25 protein-coding genes are annotated in these 25,231 nt (G+C 65.0%); 13 read left to right on the plus strand and 12 right to left on the minus strand.

What is annotated here, in order from left to right; all coding sequences use genetic code 11:
• Window positions 1-104: 104 nt before the first annotated feature.
• From ACLD02_RS06980 to ACLD02_RS06990, 3 genes are all read left to right on the plus strand, one after another.
• Window positions 105-1,190 carry a flavin reductase family protein gene (locus tag ACLD02_RS06980; RefSeq protein ID WP_410298284.1) on the plus strand — a complete coding sequence of 362 codons (1,086 nt, stop codon included), beginning with the start codon at window positions 105-107 and terminating at the stop codon, window positions 1,188-1,190.
• An 18-nt stretch (window positions 1,191-1,208) separates the two neighbouring features.
• A complete protein-coding gene (locus ACLD02_RS06985; protein WP_410298285.1) occupies window positions 1,209-2,330 on the plus strand; it encodes a fatty acid desaturase family protein in 1,122 nt (373 codons plus the stop codon).
• A gap of 72 nt (window positions 2,331-2,402) precedes the next feature.
• Complete coding sequence (locus ACLD02_RS06990) at window positions 2,403-3,431, plus strand: AraC family transcriptional regulator (protein ID WP_203104741.1); 1,029 nt, start codon at window positions 2,403-2,405, stop codon at window positions 3,429-3,431.
• A 3-nt stretch (window positions 3,432-3,434) separates the two neighbouring features.
• On the opposite strand, the gene ACLD02_RS06995 is transcribed toward ACLD02_RS06990, so the two are convergent.
• Together ACLD02_RS06995 and ACLD02_RS07000 are read right to left on the minus strand one after the other, a co-directional pair.
• Window positions 3,435-3,989 carry an FxsA family protein gene (locus ACLD02_RS06995; protein WP_203104740.1) on the minus strand — a complete coding sequence of 185 codons (555 nt, stop codon included), beginning with the start codon at window positions 3,987-3,989 and terminating at the stop codon, window positions 3,435-3,437.
• 178 nt (window positions 3,990-4,167) lie between these two features.
• The gene (locus ACLD02_RS07000; protein ID WP_410298286.1) at window positions 4,168-5,586 is read right to left on the minus strand and encodes a 3-oxoacyl-ACP reductase; all 1,419 of its coding nucleotides are present in this window, start codon (window positions 5,584-5,586) and stop codon (window positions 4,168-4,170) included.
• A 191-nt stretch (window positions 5,587-5,777) separates the two neighbouring features.
• On the opposite strand from ACLD02_RS07000, the gene ACLD02_RS07005 reads away from it, so the two are divergent.
• The gene (locus ACLD02_RS07005) at window positions 5,778-7,064 is read left to right on the plus strand and encodes an acetyl-CoA C-acetyltransferase (RefSeq protein ID WP_410298287.1); all 1,287 of its coding nucleotides are present in this window, start codon (window positions 5,778-5,780) and stop codon (window positions 7,062-7,064) included.
• 94 nt (window positions 7,065-7,158) lie between these two features.
• Here the strand turns inward: ACLD02_RS07005 and ACLD02_RS07010 are convergent, their stop codons facing one another.
• Window positions 7,159-8,022 carry an acyl-CoA thioesterase gene (locus ACLD02_RS07010; RefSeq protein WP_203104737.1) on the minus strand — a complete coding sequence of 288 codons (864 nt, stop codon included), beginning with the start codon at window positions 8,020-8,022 and terminating at the stop codon, window positions 7,159-7,161.
• 292 nt (window positions 8,023-8,314) lie between these two features.
• On the opposite strand from ACLD02_RS07010, the gene ACLD02_RS07015 reads away from it, so the two are divergent.
• The 4 genes from ACLD02_RS07015 to ACLD02_RS07030 are packed head-to-tail and all read left to right on the plus strand — an operon-like array spanning window position 8,315 to window position 10,955.
• The gene (locus ACLD02_RS07015) at window positions 8,315-8,629 is read left to right on the plus strand and encodes a PepSY domain-containing protein (RefSeq protein WP_194865280.1); all 315 of its coding nucleotides are present in this window, start codon (window positions 8,315-8,317) and stop codon (window positions 8,627-8,629) included.
• Between the two features lie 39 nt (window positions 8,630-8,668).
• Window positions 8,669-8,956, plus strand: coding sequence for a PepSY domain-containing protein (locus ACLD02_RS07020; RefSeq protein ID WP_410298288.1), 288 nt, complete (start codon window positions 8,669-8,671; stop codon window positions 8,954-8,956).
• The gene (locus tag ACLD02_RS07025) at window positions 8,956-9,627 is read left to right on the plus strand and encodes a response regulator transcription factor (RefSeq protein WP_410298289.1); all 672 of its coding nucleotides are present in this window, start codon (window positions 8,956-8,958) and stop codon (window positions 9,625-9,627) included. Before ACLD02_RS07020 ends, ACLD02_RS07025 begins: the two co-directional genes overlap by 1 nt.
• 2 nt (window positions 9,628-9,629) lie before the next feature.
• Window positions 9,630-10,955 carry an ATP-binding protein gene (locus ACLD02_RS07030; protein ID WP_203104735.1) on the plus strand — a complete coding sequence of 442 codons (1,326 nt, stop codon included), beginning with the start codon at window positions 9,630-9,632 and terminating at the stop codon, window positions 10,953-10,955.
• 23 nt (window positions 10,956-10,978) lie between these two features.
• Here the strand turns inward: ACLD02_RS07030 and ACLD02_RS07035 are convergent, their stop codons facing one another.
• Window positions 10,979-11,581 (minus strand): TetR/AcrR family transcriptional regulator, encoded by a 603-nt coding sequence (locus ACLD02_RS07035; RefSeq protein WP_203104734.1) that lies wholly within the window; start codon window positions 11,579-11,581, stop codon window positions 10,979-10,981.
• Between the two features lie 116 nt (window positions 11,582-11,697).
• Here ACLD02_RS07035 and ACLD02_RS07040 point away from each other — a divergent pair, with 116 nt between their 5' ends.
• Window positions 11,698-13,716 (plus strand): FAD-dependent oxidoreductase, encoded by a 2,019-nt coding sequence (locus ACLD02_RS07040; protein WP_410298290.1) that lies wholly within the window; start codon window positions 11,698-11,700, stop codon window positions 13,714-13,716.
• Between the two features lie 72 nt (window positions 13,717-13,788).
• Here ACLD02_RS07040 and ACLD02_RS07045 read toward each other — a convergent pair whose 3' ends face one another.
• The 6 genes from ACLD02_RS07045 to ACLD02_RS07070 all read right to left on the minus strand — a co-directional run bounded on the left by ACLD02_RS07045 (window position 13,789) and on the right by ACLD02_RS07070 (window position 19,884).
• The gene (locus tag ACLD02_RS07045) at window positions 13,789-14,991 is read right to left on the minus strand and encodes an acyl-CoA dehydrogenase family protein (RefSeq protein ID WP_203104732.1); all 1,203 of its coding nucleotides are present in this window, start codon (window positions 14,989-14,991) and stop codon (window positions 13,789-13,791) included.
• A gap of 12 nt (window positions 14,992-15,003) precedes the next feature.
• Complete coding sequence (locus ACLD02_RS07050) at window positions 15,004-16,311, minus strand: acyl-CoA dehydrogenase family protein (protein WP_410298291.1); 1,308 nt, start codon at window positions 16,309-16,311, stop codon at window positions 15,004-15,006.
• A 306-nt stretch (window positions 16,312-16,617) separates the two neighbouring features.
• Window positions 16,618-17,793: an OmpA family protein gene (locus ACLD02_RS07055; protein ID WP_203104730.1), complete on the minus strand. Its 1,176-nt coding sequence runs from the start codon at window positions 17,791-17,793 to the stop codon at window positions 16,618-16,620.
• Window positions 17,794-17,984: 191 nt separating this feature from the next.
• Complete coding sequence (locus tag ACLD02_RS07060; protein ID WP_203104729.1) at window positions 17,985-18,749, minus strand: GGDEF domain-containing protein; 765 nt, start codon at window positions 18,747-18,749, stop codon at window positions 17,985-17,987.
• 80 nt (window positions 18,750-18,829) lie between these two features.
• Window positions 18,830-19,342, minus strand: coding sequence for a chalcone isomerase family protein (locus ACLD02_RS07065; RefSeq protein ID WP_203104728.1), 513 nt, complete (start codon window positions 19,340-19,342; stop codon window positions 18,830-18,832).
• Window positions 19,321-19,884, minus strand: a complete 564-nt coding sequence (locus ACLD02_RS07070; RefSeq protein WP_203104727.1) for a nuclear transport factor 2 family protein — start codon at window positions 19,882-19,884, stop codon at window positions 19,321-19,323. The genes ACLD02_RS07065 and ACLD02_RS07070 overlap by 22 nt, the downstream gene beginning before the upstream one ends.
• A gap of 84 nt (window positions 19,885-19,968) precedes the next feature.
• On the opposite strand from ACLD02_RS07070, the gene ACLD02_RS07075 reads away from it, so the two are divergent.
• Genes ACLD02_RS07075 through ACLD02_RS07090 form a run of 4 tightly spaced genes read left to right on the plus strand, consistent with a single transcriptional unit; the run spans window position 19,969 to window position 23,564 of the window.
• A complete protein-coding gene (locus ACLD02_RS07075) occupies window positions 19,969-20,508 on the plus strand; it encodes a DUF2878 domain-containing protein (protein ID WP_410298292.1) in 540 nt (179 codons plus the stop codon).
• Window positions 20,501-21,277 carry a DUF1295 domain-containing protein gene (locus tag ACLD02_RS07080; RefSeq protein WP_203104725.1) on the plus strand — a complete coding sequence of 259 codons (777 nt, stop codon included), beginning with the start codon at window positions 20,501-20,503 and terminating at the stop codon, window positions 21,275-21,277. Before ACLD02_RS07075 ends, ACLD02_RS07080 begins: the two co-directional genes overlap by 8 nt.
• A complete protein-coding gene (locus ACLD02_RS07085; protein ID WP_410298293.1) occupies window positions 21,274-22,284 on the plus strand; it encodes an SAM-dependent methyltransferase in 1,011 nt (336 codons plus the stop codon). Before ACLD02_RS07080 ends, ACLD02_RS07085 begins: the two co-directional genes overlap by 4 nt.
• 17 nt (window positions 22,285-22,301) lie before the next feature.
• Entirely contained in the window at window positions 22,302-23,564 is a 1,263-nt protein-coding gene (locus ACLD02_RS07090) for a sensor histidine kinase (RefSeq protein WP_410298294.1), read from the plus strand.
• Here the strand turns inward: ACLD02_RS07090 and ACLD02_RS07095 are convergent.
• Together ACLD02_RS07095 and ACLD02_RS07100 are read right to left on the minus strand one after the other, a co-directional pair.
• Window positions 23,561-24,439 (minus strand): GAF domain-containing protein, encoded by an 879-nt coding sequence (locus ACLD02_RS07095; RefSeq protein WP_203104722.1) that lies wholly within the window; start codon window positions 24,437-24,439, stop codon window positions 23,561-23,563. The two genes, ACLD02_RS07090 and ACLD02_RS07095, sit on opposite strands and share 4 nt — an antisense overlap.
• 77 nt (window positions 24,440-24,516) lie before the next feature.
• Complete coding sequence (locus tag ACLD02_RS07100) at window positions 24,517-25,197, minus strand: response regulator transcription factor (RefSeq protein WP_203104985.1); 681 nt, start codon at window positions 25,195-25,197, stop codon at window positions 24,517-24,519.
• Window positions 25,198-25,231 lie beyond the last annotated feature (34 nt).

Below are 25,231 nucleotides of genomic sequence, written 5' to 3' on the forward strand. Positions count from 1 at the left end.
CAACTACTTGATTTTCCTGTGTAAAAAAATATTTGTGAACATGTGTTGACTGAAAAAGCGGGTCGCGGTACAAAGTGCACAACTGTAAACATCCGGAGTTGGTCATGCACCTGGAGACCCGTTTCGACACCACCGGCTGGATGCGTCGCCTGGGCAAGGCCCTGGCCACGCCGTTCGACCCGGAGGACTACCTGGCACTGTTCGATGCCCGCTATTCGGCCCGGGAAATCCGTGCCCGGGTGCACCGCGTGCGTCGCGAAAGCGACCGGGCGGTGACCCTGGAACTGGCACCCAACCGGCTCTGGAAACCCCATAAAGCGGGTCAGCACGTGCTGGTCGGCGTGGATATGGGCGGCGTGCGTCGGCAACGCTGTTTTTCCCTGTCCTCGGCGCCGACCGACCCGCGCCCGATGATCACCGTGAAACAGCACGGTACCGGCGGCGTCAGTGATCACCTGGTGAACCACTGCCGGGAAGGCGACCTGCTCACCCTGTCGCCGGCCAGCGGTGACTTCGTGATGCCCGAACCCGCACCGGAGCGCATTCTGTTCCTTACCGCCGGCTCAGGGGTAACACCTGTTCACAGTATCGTGAAGTCCCTGCTCGCGTCCAACTATGGGGGACACCTGATCTGGGCCCACTTCGAGCGTTCCTATGATCAATGGTTGCTCGGTGAAGGCCTGCGTGGCCTGGCCTTGGACGAACGTCTCGATTTCCGGCTGGTGCTGACCGGCGATACCCCCCGGCCCGGTGACCTGGCCGGTCGCCTCGATGAACACTGGCTCACCGAGCAGGTCCCGGACGGCGCCAGCCGGACACTGTTCACCTGCGGCCCGCAAGGCTTTCTGGACACCGTAATCGACTGGCACCAGCGGTGTGGCCGCGCGCCCCTGTTCCATGAGCGTTTCCAGAGCACGCCGGTCAGCGGTGGTGACGGTGGCACGGTGCGTTTCGCGCGCAGCGGCGGCGACATCCAGGCGCAAGGCACCCAGTCGCTGCTGGAGGCGGCGGAAGCCGCCGGCCTGCGGCCCCAACACGGTTGCCGGATGGGGATTTGCCATACCTGCAAATGTCGCGTGACCCGGGGCCGGGTGCGAGACCTGCGCAGTGGCGCCAGCCTCGAGCTGGCCAATCAGGAAATCCGAATTTGCATGCACGGCGCCGACGGCGACGTGGAACTGGATATTTGAGGCTCCAAGGAGGTTTGTATGAACGCCAAGGTGGAAGAACTGGACCCGATTGTCTTTGAACGGGGCGGCACCCGTCTGACCCGGTCCCAGGTCGAGGCGTTCGGTCGCGAGATCGACGCCCTCCGCGAGGAGATCATGAACGACCTGGGTGAAGAGGACGCACGCTACATCCGGCGTCTGGTGAAAACCCAGAAAGGCATGGAGCTGGCCGGGCGCGGCCTGCTGTTCCTGGGCATCCTGCCGCCGGCCTGGCTGGCCGGCACCGCGCTGCTTTCGGTGTCCAAGATCCTGGAGAACATGGAGATCGGGCACAACGTGATGCATGCCCAGTGGGACTGGCTCAACGACCCGGCGCTGGATTCATCCACCTACGACTGGGACAACACCTGCCCGGCGGAGCAGTGGAAGCACTCACACAATTACATGCACCACACCTTCACCAACGTGGTGGGCAAGGATCGGGACGTGGGCTACGGCATCATGCGGCTATCCGATGACCAGCCCTGGAATCCCCTGTATCTGGCGCAACCGGTTTACAACTGGATGCTGGCGGCTCTGTTCCAGTGGGGCGTGGCGTTCCACGACCTGGAATACGAAAAGCTGCTCAAGGGCGAGAAAAGCCGGGCCGAGTACCGGACGCAACGGCGCAAGATCATGAAGAAGGTGCGCAAACAGGTGCTCAAGGATTACCTGCTGTTCCCGGCTCTGGCCGGCCCTTTCTTCCCATTGGTGTTCGCCGGCAACCTGAGCGCCAACCTGGTTCGCAACCTGTGGGCCTACATGATCATCTTCTGCGGCCATTTCACCGAGCACGCGGAGATGTTCACCGAGCAGGACATCATCGATGAGAGCCGTGGCCAGTGGTACCTGCGGCAGTTGCTGGGGTCGTCCAACCTGGAGGGAGGGCCGCTGTTCCATATCATGAGCGGCAATCTCAGCCACCAGATCGAGCACCACCTGTTTCCCGACATGCCGTCCAACCGCTACGCCCAGGCGGCGCCCCGGGTACGCGCCATCGCCGAGCGCTACGGGCTGCACTACAACACCGGCCGGTTGGGGCGCCAGTTCGGCACCGTGCTCAAGCGTATTCACCGTTTGGCATTGCCCGGTCGGCGGCGTGCGAATTCCGCACCAATGTGATGTGGTTCCGGCTCCCAAGACGGTATGCTAGTCTCCGGATTTGGTGTTTACCGTTGGGGAAGTTGCAAAAGGATGGCAGAACTTACCGATTCCGGCGTACTCCTGCGAATGGCCTACCGGGCCATGCTGAACGCGGATATTGACGCCGACGCGGTGCTGGCCGAGCTGGGCCTGGACCGTTCGATACTGGATGTACCGGACCTGCGCACGCCCCATGATGGCCAGGAGTGGTTCTGGGAGGCGCTGGAGAAGGTGTCCGGCGACGCCCATGTGGGCCTGCATCTGGGCAAGCACATCCCGGTGTACAAGGGGCAGGTGCTGGAGTACCTGTTCCTGTCCAGCCCCAACTTCGGCGAGGGCCTGGACCGGGCCCTGAGCTATCAGCGGTTGCTGTCCGATGCCGCCAGCGCCGAGATGTTCCGCGAGGGTGACCGGGTGTTTCTGCGTCAGCCTTTCTGGGGGCGCCGCCTGTCGCACCTCAACGAATGCGTGATGATGGGGTTGATCAAATTCTTCCGCTTCGTCACCGACGACGCCTTCGAGCCCCTGGAAGTGCACTTCGGTCACGCCCTCCAGGGAGACCTGCTGGAATACGAACGGGCCTTCGATTGCCCGGTGAAATTCGACATGCCTTCCGTGGGCGTCTACTTCGACGCCGCGCTGCTGTCGCTGCCCTCGGCCCACCACGAGCCGGAGCTGCTGCGCCTGCATGAGCAGCTCGCCAGCGAGCAGGTGGCACGGCTGGAAAAGCAGGATCTGGTGGCCCAGGTGAACCGGCTGATCGCCGAGTTGCTGGAATCCGGCCACGCCAATCTGGAAGAAGTGGCGGAGCGGCTTGGCATCAAGGCGCGCCAGTTGCGCACCCGCCTCGCGGACGCCGGCACCAACTTCAACCAGTTGGTGGCGGATTACCGTTGCAAATTGGCCAAGCGCTTGCTCGCCGGCACCGATGAGTCCATTGACGAGATCGTTTACCTCACCGGTTTCTCCGAGCCGTCCACCTTCTACCGGGCGTTCAAGCGCTGGGTGGGGATGACGCCCATCGAGTATCGGCGCATGAAAGCCGAAGAGGACGCCGCCGCGGCCCGCGGCGAAGTCTGATCATCAGCGCCGGCCTTCGGGGCCGTCGTCCTCGTCCAGGGTCAGTGGCCGGCGCTGGTGGTCGCCATCGTTGGCCGGCTCCCGATCCGCGCCGGCCTCGCCTTCATAGACATTGCCGCCGCCGAAACCGCCCGGTCCGCGCCGCCACTGGGTGCTCTGGTAAAAGAACGCCCCGTTACCACCCCGGGTGGCGAAGGCCTGCACCGTGCCCCGCCGGATCAGGCGTTCCGCCAGGGCACGGCGGGTAAACGGCAGCAGCAGCACGAAGCCCAGGGCGTCGGTAATAAAGCCCGGAGTGATCAGGAAAGCGCCGCCCAGCAGCAGCATCATCCCCTCCACCAGTTCCCGGCCCGGCATCTCGCCCCGGTTCATGCGCTCATTGAGTCGCACCCAGGTATCCAGCCCCTGGCGCCGGAACAACGCACTGCCGATCAATGCCGTGGCCACCACCGCGATGATGGTGACCGGCCAGCCGATCATGTCCGCCACGGCGGCAAGCACCATCACCTCCACCAGGGCGAAGATCAGGATGGTCAGAAAAACACGGCCGAAGCCCATGGGCACCTCTAAAACGTCACGATTTCTTCAGAGGTGGCGGCAAAGCGGGGGGGATTCAAGGGTAGGGACGTGGGAAAGAGCGGTTGGGACAGTGGTAGGAGCGGTTTCAGCGCGATCAGCGGTGGAAGCCAGGCCGCGCGGCTTTTCGCGGCTGAAGCCGCTCCTACAGGGGGCAGTGTCAGGCGCCCAGCATCATCTGGCCGCAGACGCGCACCACATTGCCGCTCAGACCCTGTGACGCGGGGCTGGCGAAGAAGGCGATGGTTTCCGCCACGTCCACCGGCTGGCCGCCCTGGTTCATGGCGTTCATGCGCCGGCCGGCCTCGCGGATGGTGAACGGAATGGCGGCGGTCATCTGCGTCTCGATGAAGCCCGGCGCCACCGCGTTCACGGTGATGCCCTGGTCCGCGTACTCCTCGGAATAGGTGTCGATCATGCCGATCACCGCGGCCTTGGAGGTGCCGTAGTTGGTCTGGCCCAGGTTGCCGGCGATGCCGGCGATGGAGCTGATCGAGATAATACGGCCGCCTTCGCCCATGGCACCGTCGGCCACCAGTTGTTCGTTGATGCGCAACTGGCTGGCGATGTTGATGTTCAGCACCATGTCCCAGAAGTTCTCCGGCATGTTGCCGAGCATCTTGTCACGGGTGACACCGGCGTTGTGCACCAGGATGTCCAGGCCGCCCATCTTGCGCGCCGCCTCGGCGATCACGCGTGGCGCCTCGTCGCTGGTGATGTCCAGCTCCAGGGTCTGGCCCTGGATTTCCTCGGCCACCTTGTTCAGGTCCTCGGCCATGGGCGGAATATCCAGCACCGTGACCTCGGCGCCGTCACGGGCCAGCACCCGGGCGATGGCCGCGCCGATGCCCCGGGAGCCGCCGGTGACCAGGGCTTTCTTGCCGGCCAGGGGCTTGTCCCAATCGAAGGCGCTGGCGTCGAAGCCGGACGCCGCCACCCGCACCACCTGGGCGGACACATAGGCGGACTTCGGCGACAGGAAGAAATGCAGCGGCGAAGCCAGCTGGCTTTCGGCGCCGGCGTCGCAGTACACCAGCTGCACCGTGGAGCCCTTCTTGATTTCCTTGCCCACGGAACGGGTGAAGCCTTCCAGGCCACGCTGGGCGACCCGGGCGGCGCCGCCCAGGGTTTCCGGGGTACGACCGATCACCAGCACCCGCGCGCATTTGTCCAGTTTCTTGATCACCGGGTGGAAGAATTCCCACAGCGCCTTGAGCTGCTCCGGGGTCTCGATGCCGGTGGCGTCGAACACCAGCGCCTTGAAGCGGGTCTCGTCTTCCTTGGTGGCGGTGTAGTTGTCGGCGCTGACGCCGGCGGCCGCCGCCTGCTTTTGCAGATCGCTGGCGTTGCCGGTGTTGGCGAGCACCGCCGCTTGTGCGTCCGGCGCCTCCTTGAGGGTGGCGAAAACGGTATCCACGGCGGTGGAACCGGGGGCGGCACCCACCAGCACCCGGCCGCTGATAAAGGAGGCCTGGCCGGGCTGCCAGCGTTCGAGAATCACCGGGATGGGCAGATTGATGGCGTTGAAGAGGGCCTTGCCCATGGGAGAATTGGCAATCGTCTGATAGGTATCGCTCATGATCCTGTCCTTTGCCGTGCGATGTGTAGTGAGGCCGCGTATTGAAGCACCCGCCTGTAAAAGGTGTATTGACCGGTCGGAAAAGCCGGTAGGCGCCCAAGCCAATGAGGCCGGGCGGTGGGGAGATAGACTGCGCTCATCTGTTAACCTGGGCGAACCGACCGGAAACGCCCCTGTGGAGGATTTCAACTATGCTGGCAGGCGATAAAGTACGCAAGGTGGCCATCGTCGGTGGCAACCGCATCCCCTTTGCCCGCTCCAACACCGCCTATTTCGAGGTGGGCAACCAGGAAATGCTCACCGCCGCCCTGAACGGCCTGGTGGATCGTTTCAAACTCCACGGCGAGCGCATGGGCGAGGTGGCCGCCGGCGCGGTGATGAAGCACGCCAAGGACTTCAACCTGGTGCGCGAATGCGTGCTGGGCTCCAAGCTGGCCCCGGAAACCCCGGCCTACGATTTGCAGCAGGCCTGCGGCACCGGCCTGGAAGCGGCCATCCTGGTGGCCAACAAGATCGCCCTGGGGCAGATCGACAGCGCCGTGGCCGGCGGCGTGGACACCACCTCCGACGCGCCCCTGGGCGTCAACGAGCAGGCGCGCAAGATCTTCATGGAGATCAACCGTGCCAAGAGCACCGGTGACAAGCTCAAGCAGGCGGTCAAGCTGATCAATCCCAAGCTGATGATTCCGGACATCCCCAAGAATGGCGAGCCGCGCACCGGCCTGTCCATGGGCGAGCACCAGGCGATCACCGCCGCCGAGTGGGGCATCGCCCGGGAAGCCCAGGACGAGCTGGCGTGGCGTTCCCACCAGAATCTGGCCAAGTCCTACGAGGAAGGCTGGCAGCAGGACCTGATGAGCCCGTTCCATGGCCTGGAGCGCGACAACAACATGCGCGCGGATTCCACCGTGGAGAAGCTGAGCACCCTGAAGCCGGTGTTCGGCGGCCCGGAGGGCACCATGACCGCGGCCAACTCCACGCCGCTGACCGATGGCGCCTCCGCGGTGTTGCTGGCCAGCGAGGAGTGGGCCGAGCAGCGCGGTTTGCCGGTACAGGCTTATATGACCCACTGCGAAGTGGCGGCGGTGGATTTCGTCGGCAAGAAGGAAGGGTTGCTGATGGCGCCGGCCTACGCGGTGCCGCGCATGCTCGAGAAAGCTGGCCTGACGCTGCAGGATTTCGATTTCTATGAGATCCACGAAGCGTTCGCTTCCCAGGTGCTGAGCACCCTCAAGGCCTGGAACGACGAGACCTTCTGCAAGGAACGGCTGGGTCTGGACAAGCCGCTGGGCGAGATCGACACCAGCAAGCTTAACGTCAAGGGTTCGTCCCTGGCCGCCGGCCACCCGTTCGCCGCCACCGGCGGCCGGATTCTGGCCAACGCCGCCAAGCTGCTCAACCAGAAGGGCTCCGGCCGTTGCCTGATCTCCATCTGCGCCGCCGGTGGTCAGGGCGTGGTCGCCATCCTGGAAAAATAAGTTGGAAGTGAAAAGTTAAAAGGAGAAAGCGCGGGCATGGCCTGGCTGAAAAGGCGAGGCTCCGCGCCGCGTTTCAACTTGTAACTTTCAACTTTTAACTTTGCCGCCGCATCAACCCTTCCTGGGCCACCGACGCCACCAGCTCGCCGGCGCGATTGAAAATCCTGCCTCGCGTGAAGCCCCGCCCGCCCGTGGCGATGGGGCTCTCCATGTCGTAGAACAGCCAGTCGTCGAAGCGCACTGGCCGGTGGAACCAGAGGGTGTGGTCGAGGCTGGCCACCTGCATGTCCCGGCTCATGAAGGTGACGCCATGGGGCAGCAGGGCGGCGCCCATCAGACTGTGGTCGGACACATAGGCCAGTAGCGCCTGATGCAGCAGCGGATCGTCGCTATCCAGGCCGCTGGCGCGAATCCAGGTCTGACGCACCGGCTCGGTTTTTTCCGGGCGCAGCGGGTGGCGCCGGGTCACCGGGCGGATCTCGATGGGCTTGCGGCGCAGCAGGGCGGCGCGGAAATTGTCCGAGATCTCCTCGCCTTCGAGAAAAGCGGCGGTCACCGTCTGTTCCGTGTCCAGGCTGTCCGGGTCCGGTGCCTCGAACGTGGCGGTCTGGTGCTCCAGGCCCGGTTCGGCCTGGTGGAAGGACGCGGCCAGATCGAAGATCGGTCGGCCCCGTTGCTCCGCCACCACCCGGCGGGTGGAGAAGGTGCCGCCGTCGCGCACCCGCTCCACTCGGTAGATCACCGGCTCGCGCACGTCGCCGGGGCGCAGGAAATAGGCCTGCAGGGAGTGGGCGGGGCGGCCTTCCACGGTGCGGGAGGCGGCCACCAGGGCCTGGCTGATGACCTGCCCGCCGAAGATGCGCGGCCCGACGATATTGCGGCTTTCGCCCTGAAAGTGATCCTCATCCAGGGGGGTCAGGTCGAGCAGGGCAAGCAGGTCGGGCAGATCGGTGTGCATGGATTGTCCTTGTTATGGCTCCCGATGAACGGAGCTCGTAATGAAAATGGAAATGCGTTCCGAAAACGTAACTTCACCCAGGCGCCGTTGCTTTGCAAGGGTCGATACCGACAGCGGGCGTGCGAGGCGCGCCACCGGCGGCGGACCGGGGGCTGGCCGGTTAAGGTTGCGTTCAGGATCGCTTCAGGGAGAATTAAGCGGGCCGTCGTATCGTGACAACCGTACCCAGGCGGTACGCACGATAACCCGGCAGCGCCGAGCCGCGTTGCCCCGATGAGGAAAGGAGACACTCATGAACGCCATCAACAAAACGCTGCTCGCTACCCTGATTGCTTTCACCGGCGCCACCACCGTGGCCCACGCCGACGATGTCGGTCCCGAGCAGGTGGTCAAGCTGGTCAATGACGGCACCATCCAGTCCTTCGAGAAACTCAATCAGGCGGCCCTGGCCAACCACCCGGACGCCAAGATCGAGGACACCGAACTGGAACAGGAATACGGTCGCTATATCTATCAGGTGGATCTGCGCGATGCCCAGGGTCAGGAATGGGACGTGGAGCTGGACGCCACCAACGCGGAAATCCTGCGCGAGGAACGGGACGACTGAATGCACCCTGATTTTCTTCAACGCATGGGAAAGGCGGCCTTGGCCGCCTTTCTGGCGTGTCTGGTCACTGCCCCCGCCGGTGCCCTGGACGTGGACCAGGACGAGGCCCTGCGTCTGCGCCAGAGCGGCGAGGTGCTTTCCTTCGAAGCGATCCTGGGCGTCGCGCTGGCGCGCCATCCGGGCGCCCGTCTGCTGGAAGCGGAGCTGGAGCGCGACGATGGCGAGCTGATCTACGAGCTGGAGCTGCTCACCGACGACGGCGTGGTTCGTGAGCTGGAGATCGACGCGCGCACCGGCGATGTCATCGAAGACGAAGTGGACGACTGATGCGCCTGTTACTGGTGGAAGACAGCGTCGACCTGGCCGATCAATTGATGCCGCTGCTGCGCGACAACGGTTACGCGGTGGACTGGTTGGCGGATGGCCGTGATGCTCTGGTGCGCGCCCACGACGAGCCCTTCGATCTGGCCATTCTCGATCTCGGCCTGCCCGGCATGGACGGCCTGGAAGTGCTGCGTCGCTGGCGCGACGAAGGCCTGGCCATGCCGGTGCTGATTCTTACCGCCCGGGACAGTTGGGCGGAGCGGGTGGACGGTCTGCGCGCCGGCGCCGACGATTACCTGACCAAACCCTTCCACCCCGACGAATTGCTGCTGCGGGTGCAAGCGGTGCTGCGGCGCAGCCATGGCAGCAGCGGCGGCGGCCGTCTGGAAGCCGGCGGCCTGGCCCTGGACGAGGCGCGTCAGTCCGTGTGGGAGGGCGACCGGGAAATGGAACTCACCGGCGCCGAATTCCGCATGCTGCGCTATTTCATGCTCAACCCGGGCCGGCTGTTGTCCAAGGCGGCGCTCACCGAGCACCTTTACGACGGCGAAAGCGAACGCGATTCCAACGTGGTGGAGGTGCACGTCAACCGGCTGCGTCGCAAGCTGGGCCGTGACGCCATCCAGACCCGGCGCGGTCAGGGCTATCTGTTCGTCGGTCGCGGGGCGGCCTGACCATGGCGCACCCGTCCATCGGTCGCCGGCTGGGCATCAGCCTGTTCGTCAGCCTGTTGCTGGCCGGCGTGCTGGTGGGGCAGGCGGCACTGTGGTGGCTGGACCGGGAGCAGCGCCAGTTGAGCGGTCGCCAGCTGCGCGAGGAAGCGGCCAGCGTGCTGGCGGCCATTGTCACCGGCCCCGGCGGCCCGGTGCTGGATGAGGACCTGCTCGACCCGGCCTACCGCAAACCCCTGTCGGGCCGCTATTTCGTGGTGCTGATCGGCGACCAGCGCTGGCGCTCCCGGTCGCTGTGGGACGCGCGCCTGGCGCTGCCGGAACACACCGGCATGGACACCGAACTGCGCCCTGGCCCCGGCGGCCAGAGTCTGCTCCGTTACCGGGCGGAATTCCGCCGCGACGACCGGCCTCTCACCGTGGTGGTGGCCCAGGACTATGGGCCGCAACTGGATAAGTTCAGCGAACTGAAACGGGCCGCCCTGGCCGCCTGGGTGGTGTTGCTGGTGGGGCTGGCGCTGGCCCAGCAGTGGCTGATTCGCCGTGGCCTGAGACCGCTTAAGGGCGCGCGCCGGCAGATCGAGCAGTTGCGCGGAGGCCGGCGCTCGGAACTGGATGAGAACGTGGCCGCGGAATTGCGCCCACTGGTTACCGAGATCAACCGGCTGCAGCGCCACACCGAGCAGCAACTGGCGCGCTCCCGCCATGCTCTGGGTGACCTGGGCCATGCCTTGAAGACGCCCCTGGCGGTACTGCGTAACCGCTGCGACGAGCGGCTGCGTCGGGACGACCCGGAGCTGTACCGTCTGCTCGACGGCCAGCTCGACCAGATCGAGAACACGGTGCGCCGGGCGCTGGGCCGTGCCCGGGTCGCCGCCGGCGCCACCGCCGCCACCCGTTTCGAACCGGCCCGGGATGTGCCGGTTTTGCTGGATACCCTGCGCCGGGCCCACCACCGACCCCTGACGCTCAGTGCCGAGGGCCAGGACCTGCCGCCGCAGCCGGTGGAGCGTGATGACATGCTGGAACTGCTTGGCAACCTGCTGGACAACGCCTGCAAATGGGCCGCCGGTGAGGTGCGCCTGACCCTGGCGCGGGACGGAGGGGATCTGTGCGTGACGGTGGACGACGACGGCCCCGGCATCGCCGCCGGGCGCCACGAAGAGGTGCTGCAGCGTGGCCGCCGCCTGGACCAGCGGGTGGCCGGTCATGGCCTGGGCCTGGCCATCGTCAACGACACCGTGGAAGCCTATGGCGGCAGTCTGGAATTGGGCGAATCGCCCCTGGGCGGGTTGCGGGTGAGCTTGCGGTTGCCCCGGGAGCGCGGCTGAAGCCGTGATCCCGGGCTGCCAGGTCAGGCGCGCCCCAAACCGGCCAGCATCAATGCCACCGCCTGATCGCTGACCGCTTCCATATCCTCGCGGCGCAGGTAGATGCCATCCAGCAGCAGGCGGCACAGGCCATGCAGGGTGGCCCAGCTGGCCTGGGCCACGCGCAGCGGGTCGGCGCCACCGGGCGCCGCCGCCAGACGGTCCAGGCGCACCGCTTCCACATAGCGGCGGAAGCAGCCGTGGGCCACCCGGGTCAGTGCCGGGCCGGGCCGGCCCGCCTTCCACAGGGTGCGCCCGAACATCAGCTCGTAGCGTTCCGGATCATCGCTGGCGAAGCGCAGGTAGGCACGCACGAAGCGGCGCAGGCCCGGTTCCGGGTCCGCCGGGTCGAGGGAAAGCTCCTCGATCAGCCCCTCCAGACGTTGAAAGCCGCGCTCCGCCAGGGCGCAGAGCAGGGCGTTCTTGTCCGCGAAGTGGTGGTAGGGCGCGGTGCGCGATACCCCGGCCCGTTCCGCCAACCGTCGCAGGGACAGGCCTTCCACGCCCTGCTCGCGGAGCAGGACGCCGGCTTCGCGCAGCAGGGTGTCGTGGAGGTCGCCGTGGTGGTAGCGGTCGGGACGGGGCATGGGGTTCCTTGCTTCAATCTTGACGGCGTCAAAATAGCACCGTATCTTGACGGCGTCCAGATTAGCCAGGCCGGCCCGCCGGCCCAGCCACACCCGTATTCGGGAAGGAGAACGACATGGTGGCCAACGCCTACCCGCACCTGCTGTCCCCGCTGGATCTGGGGCATACCCAGCTCAAGAACCGGGTGATCATGGGGTCCATGCACACCGGTCTGGAAGACCGCTTCTGGCACTACCCCAAGCTGGCCGCCTATTTCGCCGAGCGGGCCCGGGGCGGCGTGGCGCTGTCGGTGACCGGCGGCATCAACCCCAACCGGCACGGCTGGTTCTACCCGCTGGCGGGTACCTTCAACCGCAAGCTGGATATCCGCAACCACCGCAAGATCACCGAGGCGGTGCACAAGGAAGGCGGCAAGATCGCCCTGCAGATCCTCCACGCCGGGCGTTACAGCTACCACCCGTTCTCCCGTTCCGCGTCGGCGATCAAGAGCCCGATCAACCCGTTCAAGCCCAAGGCCATGACCACCCGCGAGGTGAAGAAGACGGTGCGCGATTTCGCCCGTACCGCGGAATTGGCCAAACAGGCCGGCTACGACGGCGTCGAGATCATGGGTTCCGAGGGCTACCTGATCAATCAGTTCACCGCGCCGCGCAGCAACCGCCGCACCGATGAATACGGCGGCAGCGCCGAGAACCGGCGTCGCTTCCCGGTGGAGATCGTCGAGGAGACGCGGCGCCGCTGCGGCGAGGATTTCATCATCATGTACCGGCTGTCGGTGATCGACCTGGTGCCGGATGGTTCCACCCGGGAGGAAGTGCTGGATCTGGCCCGCGCCATCGAGGGCGCCGGCGCCAGCCTGATCAACAGTGGCATCGGCTGGCACGAGGCCCGGGTGCCCACCATCGTCACTTCGGTGCCCCGCGCCGCCTTCGTGGAGGCCACCCGCCAGGTGCGCGAGGTGGTGTCGATTCCGGTGGTGGCGTCCAACCGCATCAACGACCCGGAAGTGGCCGAGCGCATCCTCGCCGAGGACCAGGCCGACGCCGTGTCCATGGCGCGGCCGTTGCTGGCGGACCCGGACTTCGTCAACAAGGCCGCCGAGGGCCGCGAGGACGAGATCAACACCTGCATCGCCTGCAACCAGGCCTGCCTGGATCATACTTTCGAGCTCAAGCGCGCTTCCTGTCTGGTGAACCCGCGTGCCTGCCACGAAACCGAACTGGTCTATCTGCGCACCGCCCATCCCAGGAAAGTGGCGGTGGTGGGCGCCGGCCCCGCCGGGCTGGCCTGCGCCACGGTGGCCGCCGAGCGCGGCCACGATGTGACCCTGTTCGACCAGGCCGACCGTATCGGTGGCCAGTTCAACATGGCCAAGGTGGTCCCCGGCAAGGAAGAATTCCACGAAACCCTGCGTTACTTCGGCAAACGCATCGAGCGCACCGGCGTGAAGCTGGTGTTGGGGCGCCGGGTGGAAGAGGGCGAGCTGGAAGCGGAAGGCTTCGAGGAAATCGTTATCGCCACCGGCGTGCTGCCACGCCGGCCCGGCATCGAGGGGATTGATCACCCCAAGGTGGTGTCCTACGTGGATGTGCTCACCGGCAAGGTCACCGTGGGCGACAAGGTGGCCATTATCGGCGCCGGCGGTATTGGTTTCGACGTGGCGGAATTCCTCGCCGAGCCGCCCAGGGAAGGTGCCCAGCCGCTGCCGGAATGGCTGGCGGAATGGGGCGTGGATTTCCAGGCGGAAACCCGTGGCGGGCTGGTGGAGAGGCATCCGGAAAAGCCGGTGCGCCGGTTGTATCTGCTGCAACGCAAGACCAGCACGCCGGGCAAGGATCTGGGCAAGACCAGCGGCTGGGTGCACCGTGCCACGCTCAAGGCGCGCAACGTGGAAATGCTGGCCGGCTGCCAGTACGACCGGGTCGACGACCACGGCCTGCACATCACCCAGGACGAGAAACAGGGCTTGCTGGAAGTGGACCACGTGGTGATCTGCGCCGGCCAGGAATCCCTGCGCGAGCTGTACCGGGAAGAGGATGCCCGTTACCACCTGATCGGCGGCGCCGAACTGGCCGCCGAGCTGGACGCCAAGCGCGCCATCAAGCAGGGCTCGGAGCTGGCCGCGCGGCTGTAGGGCGGCTGCGCCGCCCGTTACAGGATGCAGGTGTATCCTTTATCCTGAATCCTGTATCGCGGCCGAAGGCCGCTACTTCAGTTCCCTGGAGCTGAGCCCGAGAACGCGGCGGGCGATGATCAGCTTCTGAATCTGCTGGGTGCCTTCGAAGATATCGAGAATCTTGGAATCCCGCGCCCATTTCTCCAGCAGCTCGTCCTCGGTGTAGCCCACCGAGCCGGCCAGTTCCACGCAACGCAGGGTGATGTGGTTGCCGACCCGTCCGGCCTTGGCCTTGGAAATCGACGCCTCCACGGAGTTGGACTTTTTGTTGTCCGCCATCCAGGCCGCCTTCATGGCCAGCCAGTACGCCGCTTCCCATTCCGCCTCCATGCGGTACAGCTCCGCTTCGGCGGCGCTCACCGTATCCACCGGTTTGCCGTAGTCGTAATCGATGGCGTCGGCGAGCAGTTCCCGGGTGCGCTCCAGGGAAGCCTTGGCTACGCCGAGGGCGAAGCAGGCCACCAGCGGCCGGGTGTTGTCGAAGGTCTCCATGACGCCGCCGAAGCCCTGGGTGTCCACCTCCGGGTTGCCGAGCAGATTTTCCTTGGGCACGCGACAGTCGTTGAAGCTGATGGCGGCGGTGTCCGAGGCACGGATGCCCAGTTTCTTCTCCAGCCGCGCCAGTTCCATGCCCGGCGTGCCCCATTCCACCACAAAGGATTTGATCGCCGCCCGGCCCAGTTTCGGGTCCAGGGTCGCCCACACCACCACGCAGTCGGCGCGTTCGCCGGAGGTCACGTAGATCTTCTCGCCGTTGAGCACGTAGTGGTCACCGTCTTCCCTGGCGGTGGTGCGGATCGCCGCCGAGTCGGAGCCGGCGCCGGGCTCGGTGATCGCCATCGCCGCCCACTTGCCCTTGAAGCGCTCCAGTTGCTCGTCGGTGGCCACCGCGGCGATGGCCGCGTTGCCCAGACCCTGGCGCGGCATGCCGAGCAGAAAGCCGGTGTCGCCGTAGCAGAATTCCAGGGCGCCCAGGCAGGTCATCATGTTGGCGCCGTTTTTCACGGAGCCATCGTCCTTCACTTTGCCCTTGCCGGTCTGGCTGGCGCCGGCGGAGTTGGCCGGGTCGCCTTCGTTGAAGCCGTCCAGCACCGAGGCGACCATGTCCAGCTCCTTGGGGCGTTCGTGTTCGGCGCGGTCGTATTTGCGCGAGATCGGCCGGAAGCTGTTCAGCGCCACCTGGCGGGCGTTGTGGATCACCGGTTTGAATTTCCTGGGAATTTCGATGTTCATGATGCGCTCCCCTTACAGATGCAGTCCGCCGAAGGCCACGCCGATGGCGCGCAGATCCCGATACCAGCGTTCCACCGGGTATTCGTGGGTGAAGCCGTGGCCGCCCAGCAACTGGACGCCGTCGGTGCCGATTTGCATGGCTTTTTCCTTCACCAGGGTTCGGGCCAGATGGGTTTCACGCTGGAAGGTCTTGCCCTGTTCGGCCCGACACGCGGCCCGGTAGGTGAGCATGCGCATGGCCTCCAGCTCGATGGCGATGTCCGCCACCATGAACGCCACCGCCTGGCGATGGCTGATTGGCTCGCCGAATGCCTGGCGCTCGTTGACATAGGGAATCACGTAATCGAGCACCGCCTGGGCGGTGCCCACGGCCAACGCGCACCAGGCCAGGGTGCCCAGATCCACGAACGCCTGGTAGTCGAAGTCGTCGCTGCCCAGGCGGTTGTCCGCCGGCACCCGCACATTCTTCAGGTACAGAGGCCGCTGGGCGCTGGCACGGATGCCCATGGACGGGTCCTCGCCGGCGGTGAGGCCCTCGCTGCCGCCCTCGACGATGAACACCGCCGGGCCGTCATCGGTGGCCGCCGCCACCAGGAACAGTTCCGCCTCGGCCGCCAGGGGCACCAGGGATTTTTCGCCGTTGAGCACCCAGAAATCGCCGTCGCGGGTGGCGCTGGTGCGCGGTTGTTTGGGGTCGAACAGGGGACGCGGCTCGCACAGCGCGATGCTGGCCAGCGGCGGCTCCTCGCCGGCGAACGGCGTCAGGTATTTGTCCTGCTGCAGGGCCGAGCCCCAGCGGGTCAGGGCGTTGGCCACGCCCATCGGCGCCAGGATCGCCACTGCCTGGCCCATGTCGCCGCGGGCCAGCTCCTCGGCCACCAGCATGCTGGTCACGGTGGAACGTTCGGCGGCGGCGCCGCCCAGCGCTTCCGGCACGGCGAAGAAGTTGAGCCCCAGTTCCCGGGCCTGGGCTTGAACCTCATCGCCGGTGCGTTGGGCCGCGTCCGCTTCCTCGGCGCCTTCGCGCAGCACGTCATCGGCGAAGGCGCGCACGCTGTCGCGGATCATTTGCTGTTCTTCGGTGATGCCCAGATCGAACAGGTCGGTGGTTTCTCCTGGAGCGTGCAACCGCTGGGGTTTGTCCGGGTTGCCCTTGCTCTTGAAGGCGCGGGCGGTGGTGGTGATCACCTGGAAACCGCTCTTGGTGAGCCGGTAGGCCAGCCGTTCGGCGCCTTGCCGCATGCCCAGCCGGTCCAGGAGTTCGGAGCCGGCGAGTCGGTTGAGGGCGCTCAGGGCGAAGCCGATCGCGTCTTTCGCCATGGGTCGGGGTCCTGTTTGGAAAGCGATCACCGGATTATCGGTCAGTGACGGTCAGGACCATTGACTTCCTTGCCTGGTGCCGTGGGCGACGCAGCCAGCGCGGCGGCGCTGGGGCGCTGTTCAGGGTGGGGACGGGGTAGTAGGCTCCCGGAGGGCGTTATTTCGCTTCCACGGCGATCATCGGCGCCGGGTATCGCCACTGAAGTCGCTCCTACGGTGCCATCCGTACACGGTTCTTCTTATCCGCGCATAAAAAAAGGGCCGGCGAAAGCCGGCCCTTTTTAGTGTCGCGCGTTGGCGAGGGAATCAGTCCTCGTACTGCGCTTCCTCGGTGGTTGCCTTCATGATGGCTTCCACGCGGCGGTTTTGGGCACGACCGTCACGGGTGCCGTTGTCCGCGATCGGACGCTCTTCACCGTAACCCACGGTGGAGATGCGCTCGCCATCAATGCCGAACTGGTCCACCAGCACGTTTTTGACCGCGCCGGCACGCTTCTCGGAAAGCTGCTTGTTGTACGCGGCGGAGCCGGTGCTGTCAGTGTGGCCTTCCAGTACCAGGTTGGCGGAGGGGTACTGGTACATGCGCTCGGACAGGTTCTCCAGTTCCGGGTAGGAGGTTTCGCGAACCTCGGCTTTGTCCAGGCCGAACTGAACGTACAGGGTTTCCTTGACGTCCTTGGTCAAGTATTCCTGACAGCCTTTCTCATCCACCTTGGCGCGCGCCGGAGTGTCCGGGCACTGGTCCTTGCTGTTGACCACGCCGTCGCCATCGTCGTCCAGCTCACAGCCGGTAGCGTCCACCTGGGCGCCGGCCGGGGTGTTCGGGCAGCGGTCATTGCTGTCCGGAACGCCATCGCCGTCGCTGTCGGTGGCGGCTTCGGTCACCGGTTCCGGCTCTTCGTCGTGGGACGCGCCCACCAGCAGGTTCAGGCCGGCGTAGACTTCACCGTCCCAGCGCTCGGTGCGGAAGCTGTAGGTCGGCCGCACGCCCACGTCCAGCAGGAAGTTGCTGGCCAGCGCGGTTTGCATGCCGGCTTCGAAGCCACCGGTGGCTTCCTTGAAGTCGTCGCTGCTTTCGCTGTTGAACTCGGTGCGGGTCTCACCACCGCCGATACCCAGGTAGGTCTCGAAGGCGGCATCGTCGTCACCGAAGTGGCGGCGCAGGCTGGCGAAGTTCTCGCGCAGGTACACCTTGCCATTGCTGGTGGCCATGTTGTTGCGCTGGTAGGTGGCCTGGATGGACCAGTCCTTGTTGAAGCGGTAACCGATCTGAGCCCCGGGAAGGGTCACGGTATCCTGCTCGTAGAATGAATCGCTGATGTAGCCATCGTCGTCGTAGTGATCGCCGATATCCAGCCATTGCTGGCCGATGTGGCCACCCAGGTAGAAATAGCGATCCGGGATGTCATTGGCGACGGCGGCGGAGGCCAGACCCAACGACGCGCAAGCGATGCTGGAGGCGAGAAAACGTTTAGCGTCCATAACTCCTTCCTTGTTGTCTTGTAGGCAGAAAAACAGTGCCCGCAGTTTTGCCTCGGGCGGCGCTACTGTAAATGCTTCCATGAAAGCTTAATAAAAAAATTTACAAAGAATGGGAACAAAGCGGAATGAAAAAAAATCTTTTGTAAAAAATAATTATTTTAGTGAGAAAAAAGGATGACTAAAAAAAGGCATCAGGCGGTTTCATGAGGCCGATGTTCATTACGGCTCTGGTAAAGCATGTAGTCGGCTTCGTTCAGCAGGGCGTTGAGCTGGCGACCGCTGTTTTCCGTGCAGGCGGCGCCGATGCGGATGTCGCATCCGACCCGTTCCTCGCCATTCTGGACCTGGATGGCGGCGGTCAGGGCGCGCAGCCCCTGGGCCATGTGCAGGGCGTCCTCGTAGTCGGTATGAGGCAGAACCAGCAGAAACTGGGCGCCATCGATACGCCCGAACAGATCGCTGTCGCGGATTTTCTCGCGAATCCGCTCGGAAAACACGCGCAGCAGGGAATCACCCAGGTGGCGACCATGGCGGTCGGCGATGTCGCTGAAATCGACGATATCGATCAGCAGGATGGATACCGTGTAGTCGTGGCGCAGGCTCAGTGACAGCTCCCGTTCCAGCATGCTGAGCAGATGGGGCCGGTTGAACAGGCCGGTGAGGTGGTCTTCCCGGGCTTGCTGACGCAGCAGTTTGTTGTCCCGGTTCAGAGCCGACAGCCTGGCCAGCACCGGATAACAGACTGGTGGCAGCAGCAGCAGGGGAATCAGCAACGCCAGGGTGATGGCGGCCAGCCAGTCACGCTGGCCGGTCAACAGCACGCCCACGGCGGTGATCAGCAGCGACAGCAACAGCCCGCCCAGGGAATAGAGGACGGTCACGCGCAGGGCGAAGAGCCGGTCGCTGTTGTGAACCGGCGCGGCCTGGCTGAAGCGACCTTGCGGCGCACTGCCCATGTGGAACCCCCAAACTGAGAAGATAATGCCGTTGTTTGGGTGAAAGTATCCGGTGTCGTCGGTGGGGGCGCAAGGGCGGTTCAAGAGCCGCCGGAGAGCAGTTCGGCCTTGAGATTGTCGGAATAGGGGTTTTCGCCGAACCAGATGGAAAGATAGGCGTCGGCGAAATCGCGGCCGCGCTCCCGCGCCAGCTCCTCGCCGTTGAGGCGTAGCACCAGGGATTGATCGGAATCGTAATCCAGGGTGTAACGATCACCATCGGAGGTGGTGCGGTAGTGGCGATTGAAGGCATCGATGCGCCGCGACAGGCTCTGAAAGCGGGCCTCGGTCAGGTTCCGCTCGATCATCTTGCGCGCCGCCTTGGCGAAGGCATCACCGGGCACCTCCCGGTTGTAGCCAAACGCCAGCCGCAGCGGTGGCGCCAGCTTGTCATCGGCGCCGCAGTCCTGGCGGTACAGTGCCGCCTGGCCGACATGGAATACCTTGAGGGCTTTCACCTTGGCGCTGGAACACTGGCGCAGCCCCTCGAAGTCGGTGGCGCTGGCGCCGGCGGTGATCAGCAACAGGGCGATCAGGGGTGTTCTCTTAACCATCGCGTCACCGTTCCCAGAATTGGCAGGTGCTGATCCAGGCCCTGGCTGCTGTCCCAGAAATCCTGGTGGAAGATCACCCGGCCTTGATCGTCGAAACGCAGTTGCGAGATCCCGATGGTGCGGGACTGCCGCTGGCTACCCATGATGGTGAAGTGGGTCTCCATGATCCAACGCAGAAAGACGTCCTGGCCGTCGCGCCATTGCTGCTGCACGTCCAGGCTCATGTAGTCCAGCCGCTTGGCGGTTTTCAGCATGTGCTCCTTGAGCGCCGCGCGATCGTAAATGGTGGCCAGGGTATCGTTGAAATACAGGTCCGGAGCGTAAACCTGGTCCAGGTGGGTTTCGATGTAATCGGCGTCGATGGGCGAATAAAGCGCCACGAAACGGCGCACCGCGGCCTCGGAAACCGGGGCGACGCCCTGGCGTTCGCGCAACCCCTGCTCGTAGAGCCGGGAGTAGCCTTCGTTGTCGGCGGCCTGGCTGGCGCAGCCGGTGACGGCGAACAGCACGATGATGAGTGTGAGCAGGGATGTGGGTTTCATGATGGCTACTGTCCGCGCCCGGCGGTGAACCCACTGTGAAGCCGGTTCACAGCCCATTGACGGGAGCCGGGCCAAGCTCGCCGCATGAACGGATCATTCCCCGCCCTGGCGGTCAATTTCATCGGTTTTCAATTGCTCTGGTTCGTGGCGGTGTACGGCGCCGCCCACGGCTGGGGGGCCGCCGCGTTGCTGGTACTGCTGGCCATGCAGGGTGGTGTATGGGCGCTTAACCGGGCCTGGCGCCGGGATCTGCCGCTGCTTGCCGTCGGCGCACTGGCCTGCCTGGTGTGCGAGCCACTGTGGCTGGCCCCCGGGTTGATCCGCTACGCGGACTGGTCCGTCGCCTGGGTGGCGCCGGCCTGGATCTGGGCGCTATGGCTGGGGTTCGCGGTGAGCTTCAACTACTGCCTGGGCTGGCTGCGCCGGCGGTTGGCGCTGGCCGCTGTGTTCGGCGCTTTGGGCGGCGTATTCTCGGTGACGGTGGGCATCCGTCTGGGGGCCGCCGATACGCCCCACGGTTGGTGGGCGCTGGCGCTGGTGTATGGCGTGGCGTGGGCATTGGTGGTGCCGGCCCTGGCCTGGTGGGCGCGCCGTGGGGAAGAGGAGCGAACGAATTATGCCTGAGATGTTGTGGTTCAGCCTGGCGCTGTTGCTGATGCTGTTTACCCTGGCCTGGATGGTGCAGCGGCTGACCGCCAACGCCGGCTATGTGGACGTGGCCTGGAGCTTCGGTACCGGCATGGTCGGTCTTGGCTACCTGCTGGTGGGCGATGGGGAAGCCTGGCCGCGCTGGGTGGCCGGCGGGTTGCTGGCGGCCTGGTCGCTGCGCCTGGGCGGCCACATTCTTACCCGGGTGATCGGCGAAGGCAGCGAGGATGGCCGCTACGCGGCCATGCGCGAGCGCCTGGGGGGGGCCACCCAGCCGGTCTTCCTGTTGGTGTTCTGGGGCCAGGCCGGGCTGGCGTGGGCGTTTTCCCTGCCGTTCTGGGTGATTGCTCACCAGCCGGATTTCATTCCCCTGTTCGTCAATCTGGGCCTGGCGGTGGGGGCCGTGGCGATCGTCGGCGAGGCTCTGGCCGACCGGCAACTGGCCCGCTTCAAGGCGCGCCCGGATAGTCACGGCAAGACCTGCCGGGAAGGGTTCTGGCGCTATTCCCGCCACCCCAACTATTTCTTCGAGTGGCTGCACTGGTTCAGCTATCCGTTGATCGCGGCGGTGGCCGCGCCCCACGGCGCCTGGCTGTGGCTGCTGCCGGTGGCCATGTTCCTGTTCCTGTGGTTCGTCACCGGTATTCCCTACACCGAAAAACAGGCGCTGAAATCCCGTGGTGACGATTACCGGGACTATCAGCGCACCACCAGTCCCTTTATTCCCTGGAGATCCGGCTCATGATTATTCGCATGGCGGAATCCGGCCTGGTGCCGGATCGATTGGTTCGCGGCGGTATTCGTCATTTGCTCAAGCGTCGTCTTTCCCGCGAAAGCGACCGGCGTGACGAGCAGGAAAGACTGTTCCAGGAACTGTCCCGGGGGCCGGTGGCGATTGCCCAGGATCAGGCCAACGAACAGCATTACGAAGTGGATGCCCGTTTCTACGATCAGGTGCTGGGCCCGCATTTGAAATACTCCAGCGGTTACTGGGGTGATGGCGTCACCGACCTGGCCGGCGCCGAGGAAGCGATGCTGGCGCTGACCTGCGAGCGCGCGGAGCTGGCGGATGGCCAGGAAATTCTCGAGCTGGGCTGTGGCTGGGGCTCGCTGAGCCTGTGGATGGCGGCCCATTATCCGGGCAGCCGTGTCACGGCGGTCAGTAATTCGTCGTCGCAGAAGGCCTGGATCACCGAGCGCGCCGCCGAAAGAGGGCTCGATAATCTGCGCGTGATCACCGCCGATGTCACCGTATTCCAGCCGGAGCAGCGCTACGACCGGGTGGTGTCCGTGGAGATGTTTGAACACATGCGCAACCATCGGGAGTTGATGCGCCGTATCCACGACTGGCTGAACCCGGGCGGCAAACTGTTCGTGCACATCTTCGTGCATCGCGCCATGACCTATCTGTTCGAGACCCAGGGGGCCAGCAACTGGATGGGCCGTTATTTCTTCACCGGTGGCGTGATGCCTGCCTTCGACTGGTTGCCGCGTTGCGCCGGCGGGCTGGTCGAGGAACAACGCTGGGCGGTGAATGGCCGTCATTACGGGCAAACGCTGGAAGCCTGGCTGAGCCGGGCGGACGATCACCGCGGTCCGCTGATCCGCCTGCTTGAGGAAGGCTACGGGGAGGGCGAGGGCGCCGTTTGGCTGCAGCGTTGGCGCATGTTTTTCATGGCCTGCGCGGAACTGTTCAACTATGGTGATGGTGACGAATGGTTCGTGGGCCACTACCGGTTCCGCCGCGATTGACGCCTGACGGGGATGGCATGACGCGCAAGGGGGTTCAGCACCGCCTCACCAGGGTTTTCCTGATCCAGATTCTGTTCATCAGCCTGGCCACCGTGTTCGGGGTCTGGGCCACGGCGCAGATCATCGAGAACGTGCTGGTCAAGCAGGCGCTGATCAAGGAAGCGGAGCATTACTGGGCGCTCCACGATCAGGACGATGACTTCCCACGCCCCAATACCCGCCACCTGCTCGGCCTGCTGGTGGACGACGATACCCGCGATCCGGTCCCCGATGCCCTGGCGGAACTGCCCGACGGCTACCAAAGGGTGCCGCTCGACGGTGAAACCCCGATCGTTTACATCGAACACCGGGGCGATGCCCGCCTTTATCTGATCTTCGATGAAAAACGCGTCTCGGTGCTGGCCTTTCTGTTCGGCGTGCTGCCACTCACCGTGGTGCTGCTGGTCATCTACCTGACCGCCTTTCTGGGCTGGCGTAAATCCCGGGCCCTGGTATCGCCGCTGGTGCAACTGGCGGAAACCCTGCGCCACACCGACTTCAACGATCCGGAACAGGCGCGCCCCGATCTCGAGCGGGTGGAGGCGGAGCCGGGCAGCGAAGCGGAAGTGCTGCTCGCCTCCCTGGATGCCTACGCTGACCGGTTGCTGCGTTTCGTGGACCGGGAGCGCCAGTTCACCCGCGATGCCAGCCACGAACTGCGCACGCCGCTGGCGGTGTTCCGCGCCAACCTTGAACTGCTCGCCATGCAGGTCGGCGACCGGCCGATGATCGGGCGCATGGCCGACACCGTGGACGACATGGAATCCCTGGTGGAAACCCTGCTGCTGCTGGCGCGCACTGAACAGCAGCCGGTGGTGGAGGAGGAACTGGTGGTCAACGACGTGGCGGTGAACCTGCTGGATCGACTGCAGCCCCTGGCGGAGCGCAAGCAAATCCGCCTGCAGGTGCGCCAGACCGCGCTGCTGACCCTGGAAGCCTCGGAGACGGTGCTCAATATCGTGCTCACCAACCTGGTCCGCAACGCCATCAATTACAGTGGCTCGGGGGAGGTGACCATCGTGGTGGCGCCGGGCGCGGTGCATGTGGTGGACAGCGGCTCCGGCATGGACGCGGAGGCACTGGCTCGTTTTCTCAAGCCGTTCGAGCGCGGTGACAGTGGCGAGGGCGGCCATGGCCTGGGGCTGGCCATCGTGCAGCGTCTGTGCGAACGCTTCGAATGGAGCCTGGATGTGGCCAGTCAGCCCGGCAAGGGCACCGACGTGCGGGTTCGTTTTCGTTAGTGCACGGCGCCGTCGAGCAGCACCTCCGGCTGCACCAGGCCGGGGATGATGCGCAACGGTTCGTACTCGCAGCGCATCAGCAGGCCCTTGGCATTGAGCGCGTCGAGCAGCCGCTCACGCACCTGTTCGGCGCGGCAGGGGGTGTTCTCGGTAAGCAGCACCGCGAACTGATCATGGCCCAGGTAGGCGGCCATGTCCTGGTGGCGGATCAGCGCCGCCAGTGAATCGGCGACTTCGGCGCGATCATCCGGATTGAGATTGTCACCGTGCACGCGCAGGATTACCGCGCTCAGGCCGTAATCCCGGCAGCGGGCGCGCTCCTGGTCGAGGATGCGGGTCCAGCCGGTAATGTCGAGCAGGTCGGTGTCCGGGTCGCGGCTTTCCTCTTCGAAAAACTCGGCGATGCGTTGCTGGTCCAGGCCAGCCAGATTCCACACCAGGGCGGTTTCCATAAGATGGGCCTGGCGCAGCAGGGCGTCACGGTTGCCGGGCCGGTCCAGATCCGGCTGGGGATGGGGGTCAAGGGCGCACAGAGTGCCGAACAGGCGACCGGTATGATCGACCAGCGGCAGCCCTAAATAAGCGCCGATGCCGAGCCGGGCACTGACCGGCGCCTCCCGGTACAGCGGTTCCCGGGCGACGTCGGTGCAAATCAACGGGCCTTCCTTGAGCACCCGGCGATAGCAGATGGTGTCGCGCCAGCGCAGCAAATCGCCGCGCTCCAGGTCGAAGCCTTCGCCGAGGGTGTTCAGCAACAGCCATTCATCGTCGCGATAGCGCGTCAGTAACCACATGGCCATGCCGAACCGCGCTTGCAAATCGCGAAGCTGCGTGTCGACGAAGTTCTTGAAAGAGTGACTGTTCCCCCGGTGCATATCGTTATCGTGTCGCCCGCTTTTTTTGATCGCGCCATTCTGTGCTCGCCGGCGCGGCTCCGCAAGGGGGCGCGATCTCAGTCCCGCGGCTCCCGAATGCTGAAACCAACGCCGGGTTGCGTTTCCAGCAGTGAGGTGTCGAAGGGTTTGTCGACGGCTTTGCGCAGGTTATACAAGTGGCTGCGCAGTGCGTCGGAGTCTGGAACCAGGTCGCCCCACAGTTCGTGCTCGAGTTGCTCACGGCTCACTACCTTGGGAGATTCGCGCATCAAAATTCGTAAAATTCGAAACGCGGTGGGAGAAAGCTTGAGCAATTGGCCATCGCGACGCACTTCCTGGCGGGCCGGATCGAGCTGCAGGTCGGCCACGGTGAGCAAATTGGCGGCCACCTCACGGCGCTCACGGCGGACCAGGGCGCGAACCCGGGCCACCAGCTCCGGCAACGCGAAGGGTTTGACGATGTAATCGTCGCCGCCGCGGGCGAAGCCCTCGAGTTTGTCGTCGAGCTGGTCGCGAGCGGTCATGAAGATCACCGGCATGGACTTGGCCATGTCCTTGCGCAGCGCCTGGCAGAAGGTGTAGCCATCCTCGCCGGGCAGCATCACGTCCAGCAGCAGGAGGTCATAGTGATGTTCCTGCACCAGGGTACGGGCCAGGGTCGTGTCACTGGCGTAATCCACCAGAGCACCTTCCTGCTCCAGGAATTCCACCACGGTTTGTGCCAGTTGTCGGTGGTCTTCCACCAGCAATATGGACAGATTCTCCACGGTTCACCCTCCTTTCTCGTTATCG

Source organism: Alloalcanivorax sp. C16-2 (genome assembly GCF_046507615.1).
GTDB lineage: Bacteria > Pseudomonadota > Gammaproteobacteria > Pseudomonadales > Alcanivoracaceae > Alloalcanivorax > Alloalcanivorax marinus_A.

What these genes read in the sequence shown, in the direction of transcription:
- ACLD02_RS07085 (WP_410298293.1), top strand. Translation starts at nt 21,274, where the DNA reads ATGATTATTCGCATGGCGGAATCCGGCCTGGTGCCGGATCGATTGGTT.
- ACLD02_RS07035 (WP_203104734.1), bottom strand. Translation starts at nt 11,581, where the DNA reads ATGCCCCGTCCCGACCGCTACCACCACGGCGACCTCCACGACACCCTG.
- ACLD02_RS06980 (WP_410298284.1), top strand. Translation starts at nt 105, where the DNA reads ATGCACCTGGAGACCCGTTTCGACACCACCGGCTGGATGCGTCGCCTG.
- ACLD02_RS06985 (WP_410298285.1), top strand. Translation starts at nt 1,209, where the DNA reads ATGAACGCCAAGGTGGAAGAACTGGACCCGATTGTCTTTGAACGGGGC.
- ACLD02_RS07095 (WP_203104722.1), bottom strand. Translation starts at nt 24,439, where the DNA reads ATGCACCGGGGGAACAGTCACTCTTTCAAGAACTTCGTCGACACGCAG.
- ACLD02_RS07060 (WP_203104729.1), bottom strand. Translation starts at nt 18,749, where the DNA reads ATGGGCAGTGCGCCGCAAGGTCGCTTCAGCCAGGCCGCGCCGGTTCAC.
- ACLD02_RS06995 (WP_203104740.1), bottom strand. Translation starts at nt 3,989, where the DNA reads ATGGGCTTCGGCCGTGTTTTTCTGACCATCCTGATCTTCGCCCTGGTG.
- ACLD02_RS07075 (WP_410298292.1), top strand. Translation starts at nt 19,969, where the DNA reads ATGAACGGATCATTCCCCGCCCTGGCGGTCAATTTCATCGGTTTTCAA.
- ACLD02_RS07050 (WP_410298291.1), bottom strand. Translation starts at nt 16,311, where the DNA reads ATGGCGAAAGACGCGATCGGCTTCGCCCTGAGCGCCCTCAACCGACTC.
- ACLD02_RS06990 (WP_203104741.1), top strand. Translation starts at nt 2,403, where the DNA reads ATGGCAGAACTTACCGATTCCGGCGTACTCCTGCGAATGGCCTACCGG.
- ACLD02_RS07005 (WP_410298287.1), top strand. Translation starts at nt 5,778, where the DNA reads ATGCTGGCAGGCGATAAAGTACGCAAGGTGGCCATCGTCGGTGGCAAC.
- ACLD02_RS07080 (WP_203104725.1), top strand. Translation starts at nt 20,501, where the DNA reads ATGCCTGAGATGTTGTGGTTCAGCCTGGCGCTGTTGCTGATGCTGTTT.
- ACLD02_RS07055 (WP_203104730.1), bottom strand. Translation starts at nt 17,793, where the DNA reads ATGGACGCTAAACGTTTTCTCGCCTCCAGCATCGCTTGCGCGTCGTTG.
- ACLD02_RS07065 (WP_203104728.1), bottom strand. Translation starts at nt 19,342, where the DNA reads ATGGTTAAGAGAACACCCCTGATCGCCCTGTTGCTGATCACCGCCGGC.
- ACLD02_RS07025 (WP_410298289.1), top strand. Translation starts at nt 8,956, where the DNA reads ATGCGCCTGTTACTGGTGGAAGACAGCGTCGACCTGGCCGATCAATTG.
- ACLD02_RS07000 (WP_410298286.1), bottom strand. Translation starts at nt 5,586, where the DNA reads ATGAGCGATACCTATCAGACGATTGCCAATTCTCCCATGGGCAAGGCC.
- ACLD02_RS07070 (WP_203104727.1), bottom strand. Translation starts at nt 19,884, where the DNA reads ATGAAACCCACATCCCTGCTCACACTCATCATCGTGCTGTTCGCCGTC.
- ACLD02_RS07040 (WP_410298290.1), top strand. Translation starts at nt 11,698, where the DNA reads ATGGTGGCCAACGCCTACCCGCACCTGCTGTCCCCGCTGGATCTGGGG.
- ACLD02_RS07010 (WP_203104737.1), bottom strand. Translation starts at nt 8,022, where the DNA reads ATGCACACCGATCTGCCCGACCTGCTTGCCCTGCTCGACCTGACCCCC.
- ACLD02_RS07090 (WP_410298294.1), top strand. Translation starts at nt 22,302, where the DNA reads ATGACGCGCAAGGGGGTTCAGCACCGCCTCACCAGGGTTTTCCTGATC.
- ACLD02_RS07045 (WP_203104732.1), bottom strand. Translation starts at nt 14,991, where the DNA reads ATGAACATCGAAATTCCCAGGAAATTCAAACCGGTGATCCACAACGCC.
- ACLD02_RS07015 (WP_194865280.1), top strand. Translation starts at nt 8,315, where the DNA reads ATGAACGCCATCAACAAAACGCTGCTCGCTACCCTGATTGCTTTCACC.
- ACLD02_RS07030 (WP_203104735.1), top strand. Translation starts at nt 9,630, where the DNA reads ATGGCGCACCCGTCCATCGGTCGCCGGCTGGGCATCAGCCTGTTCGTC.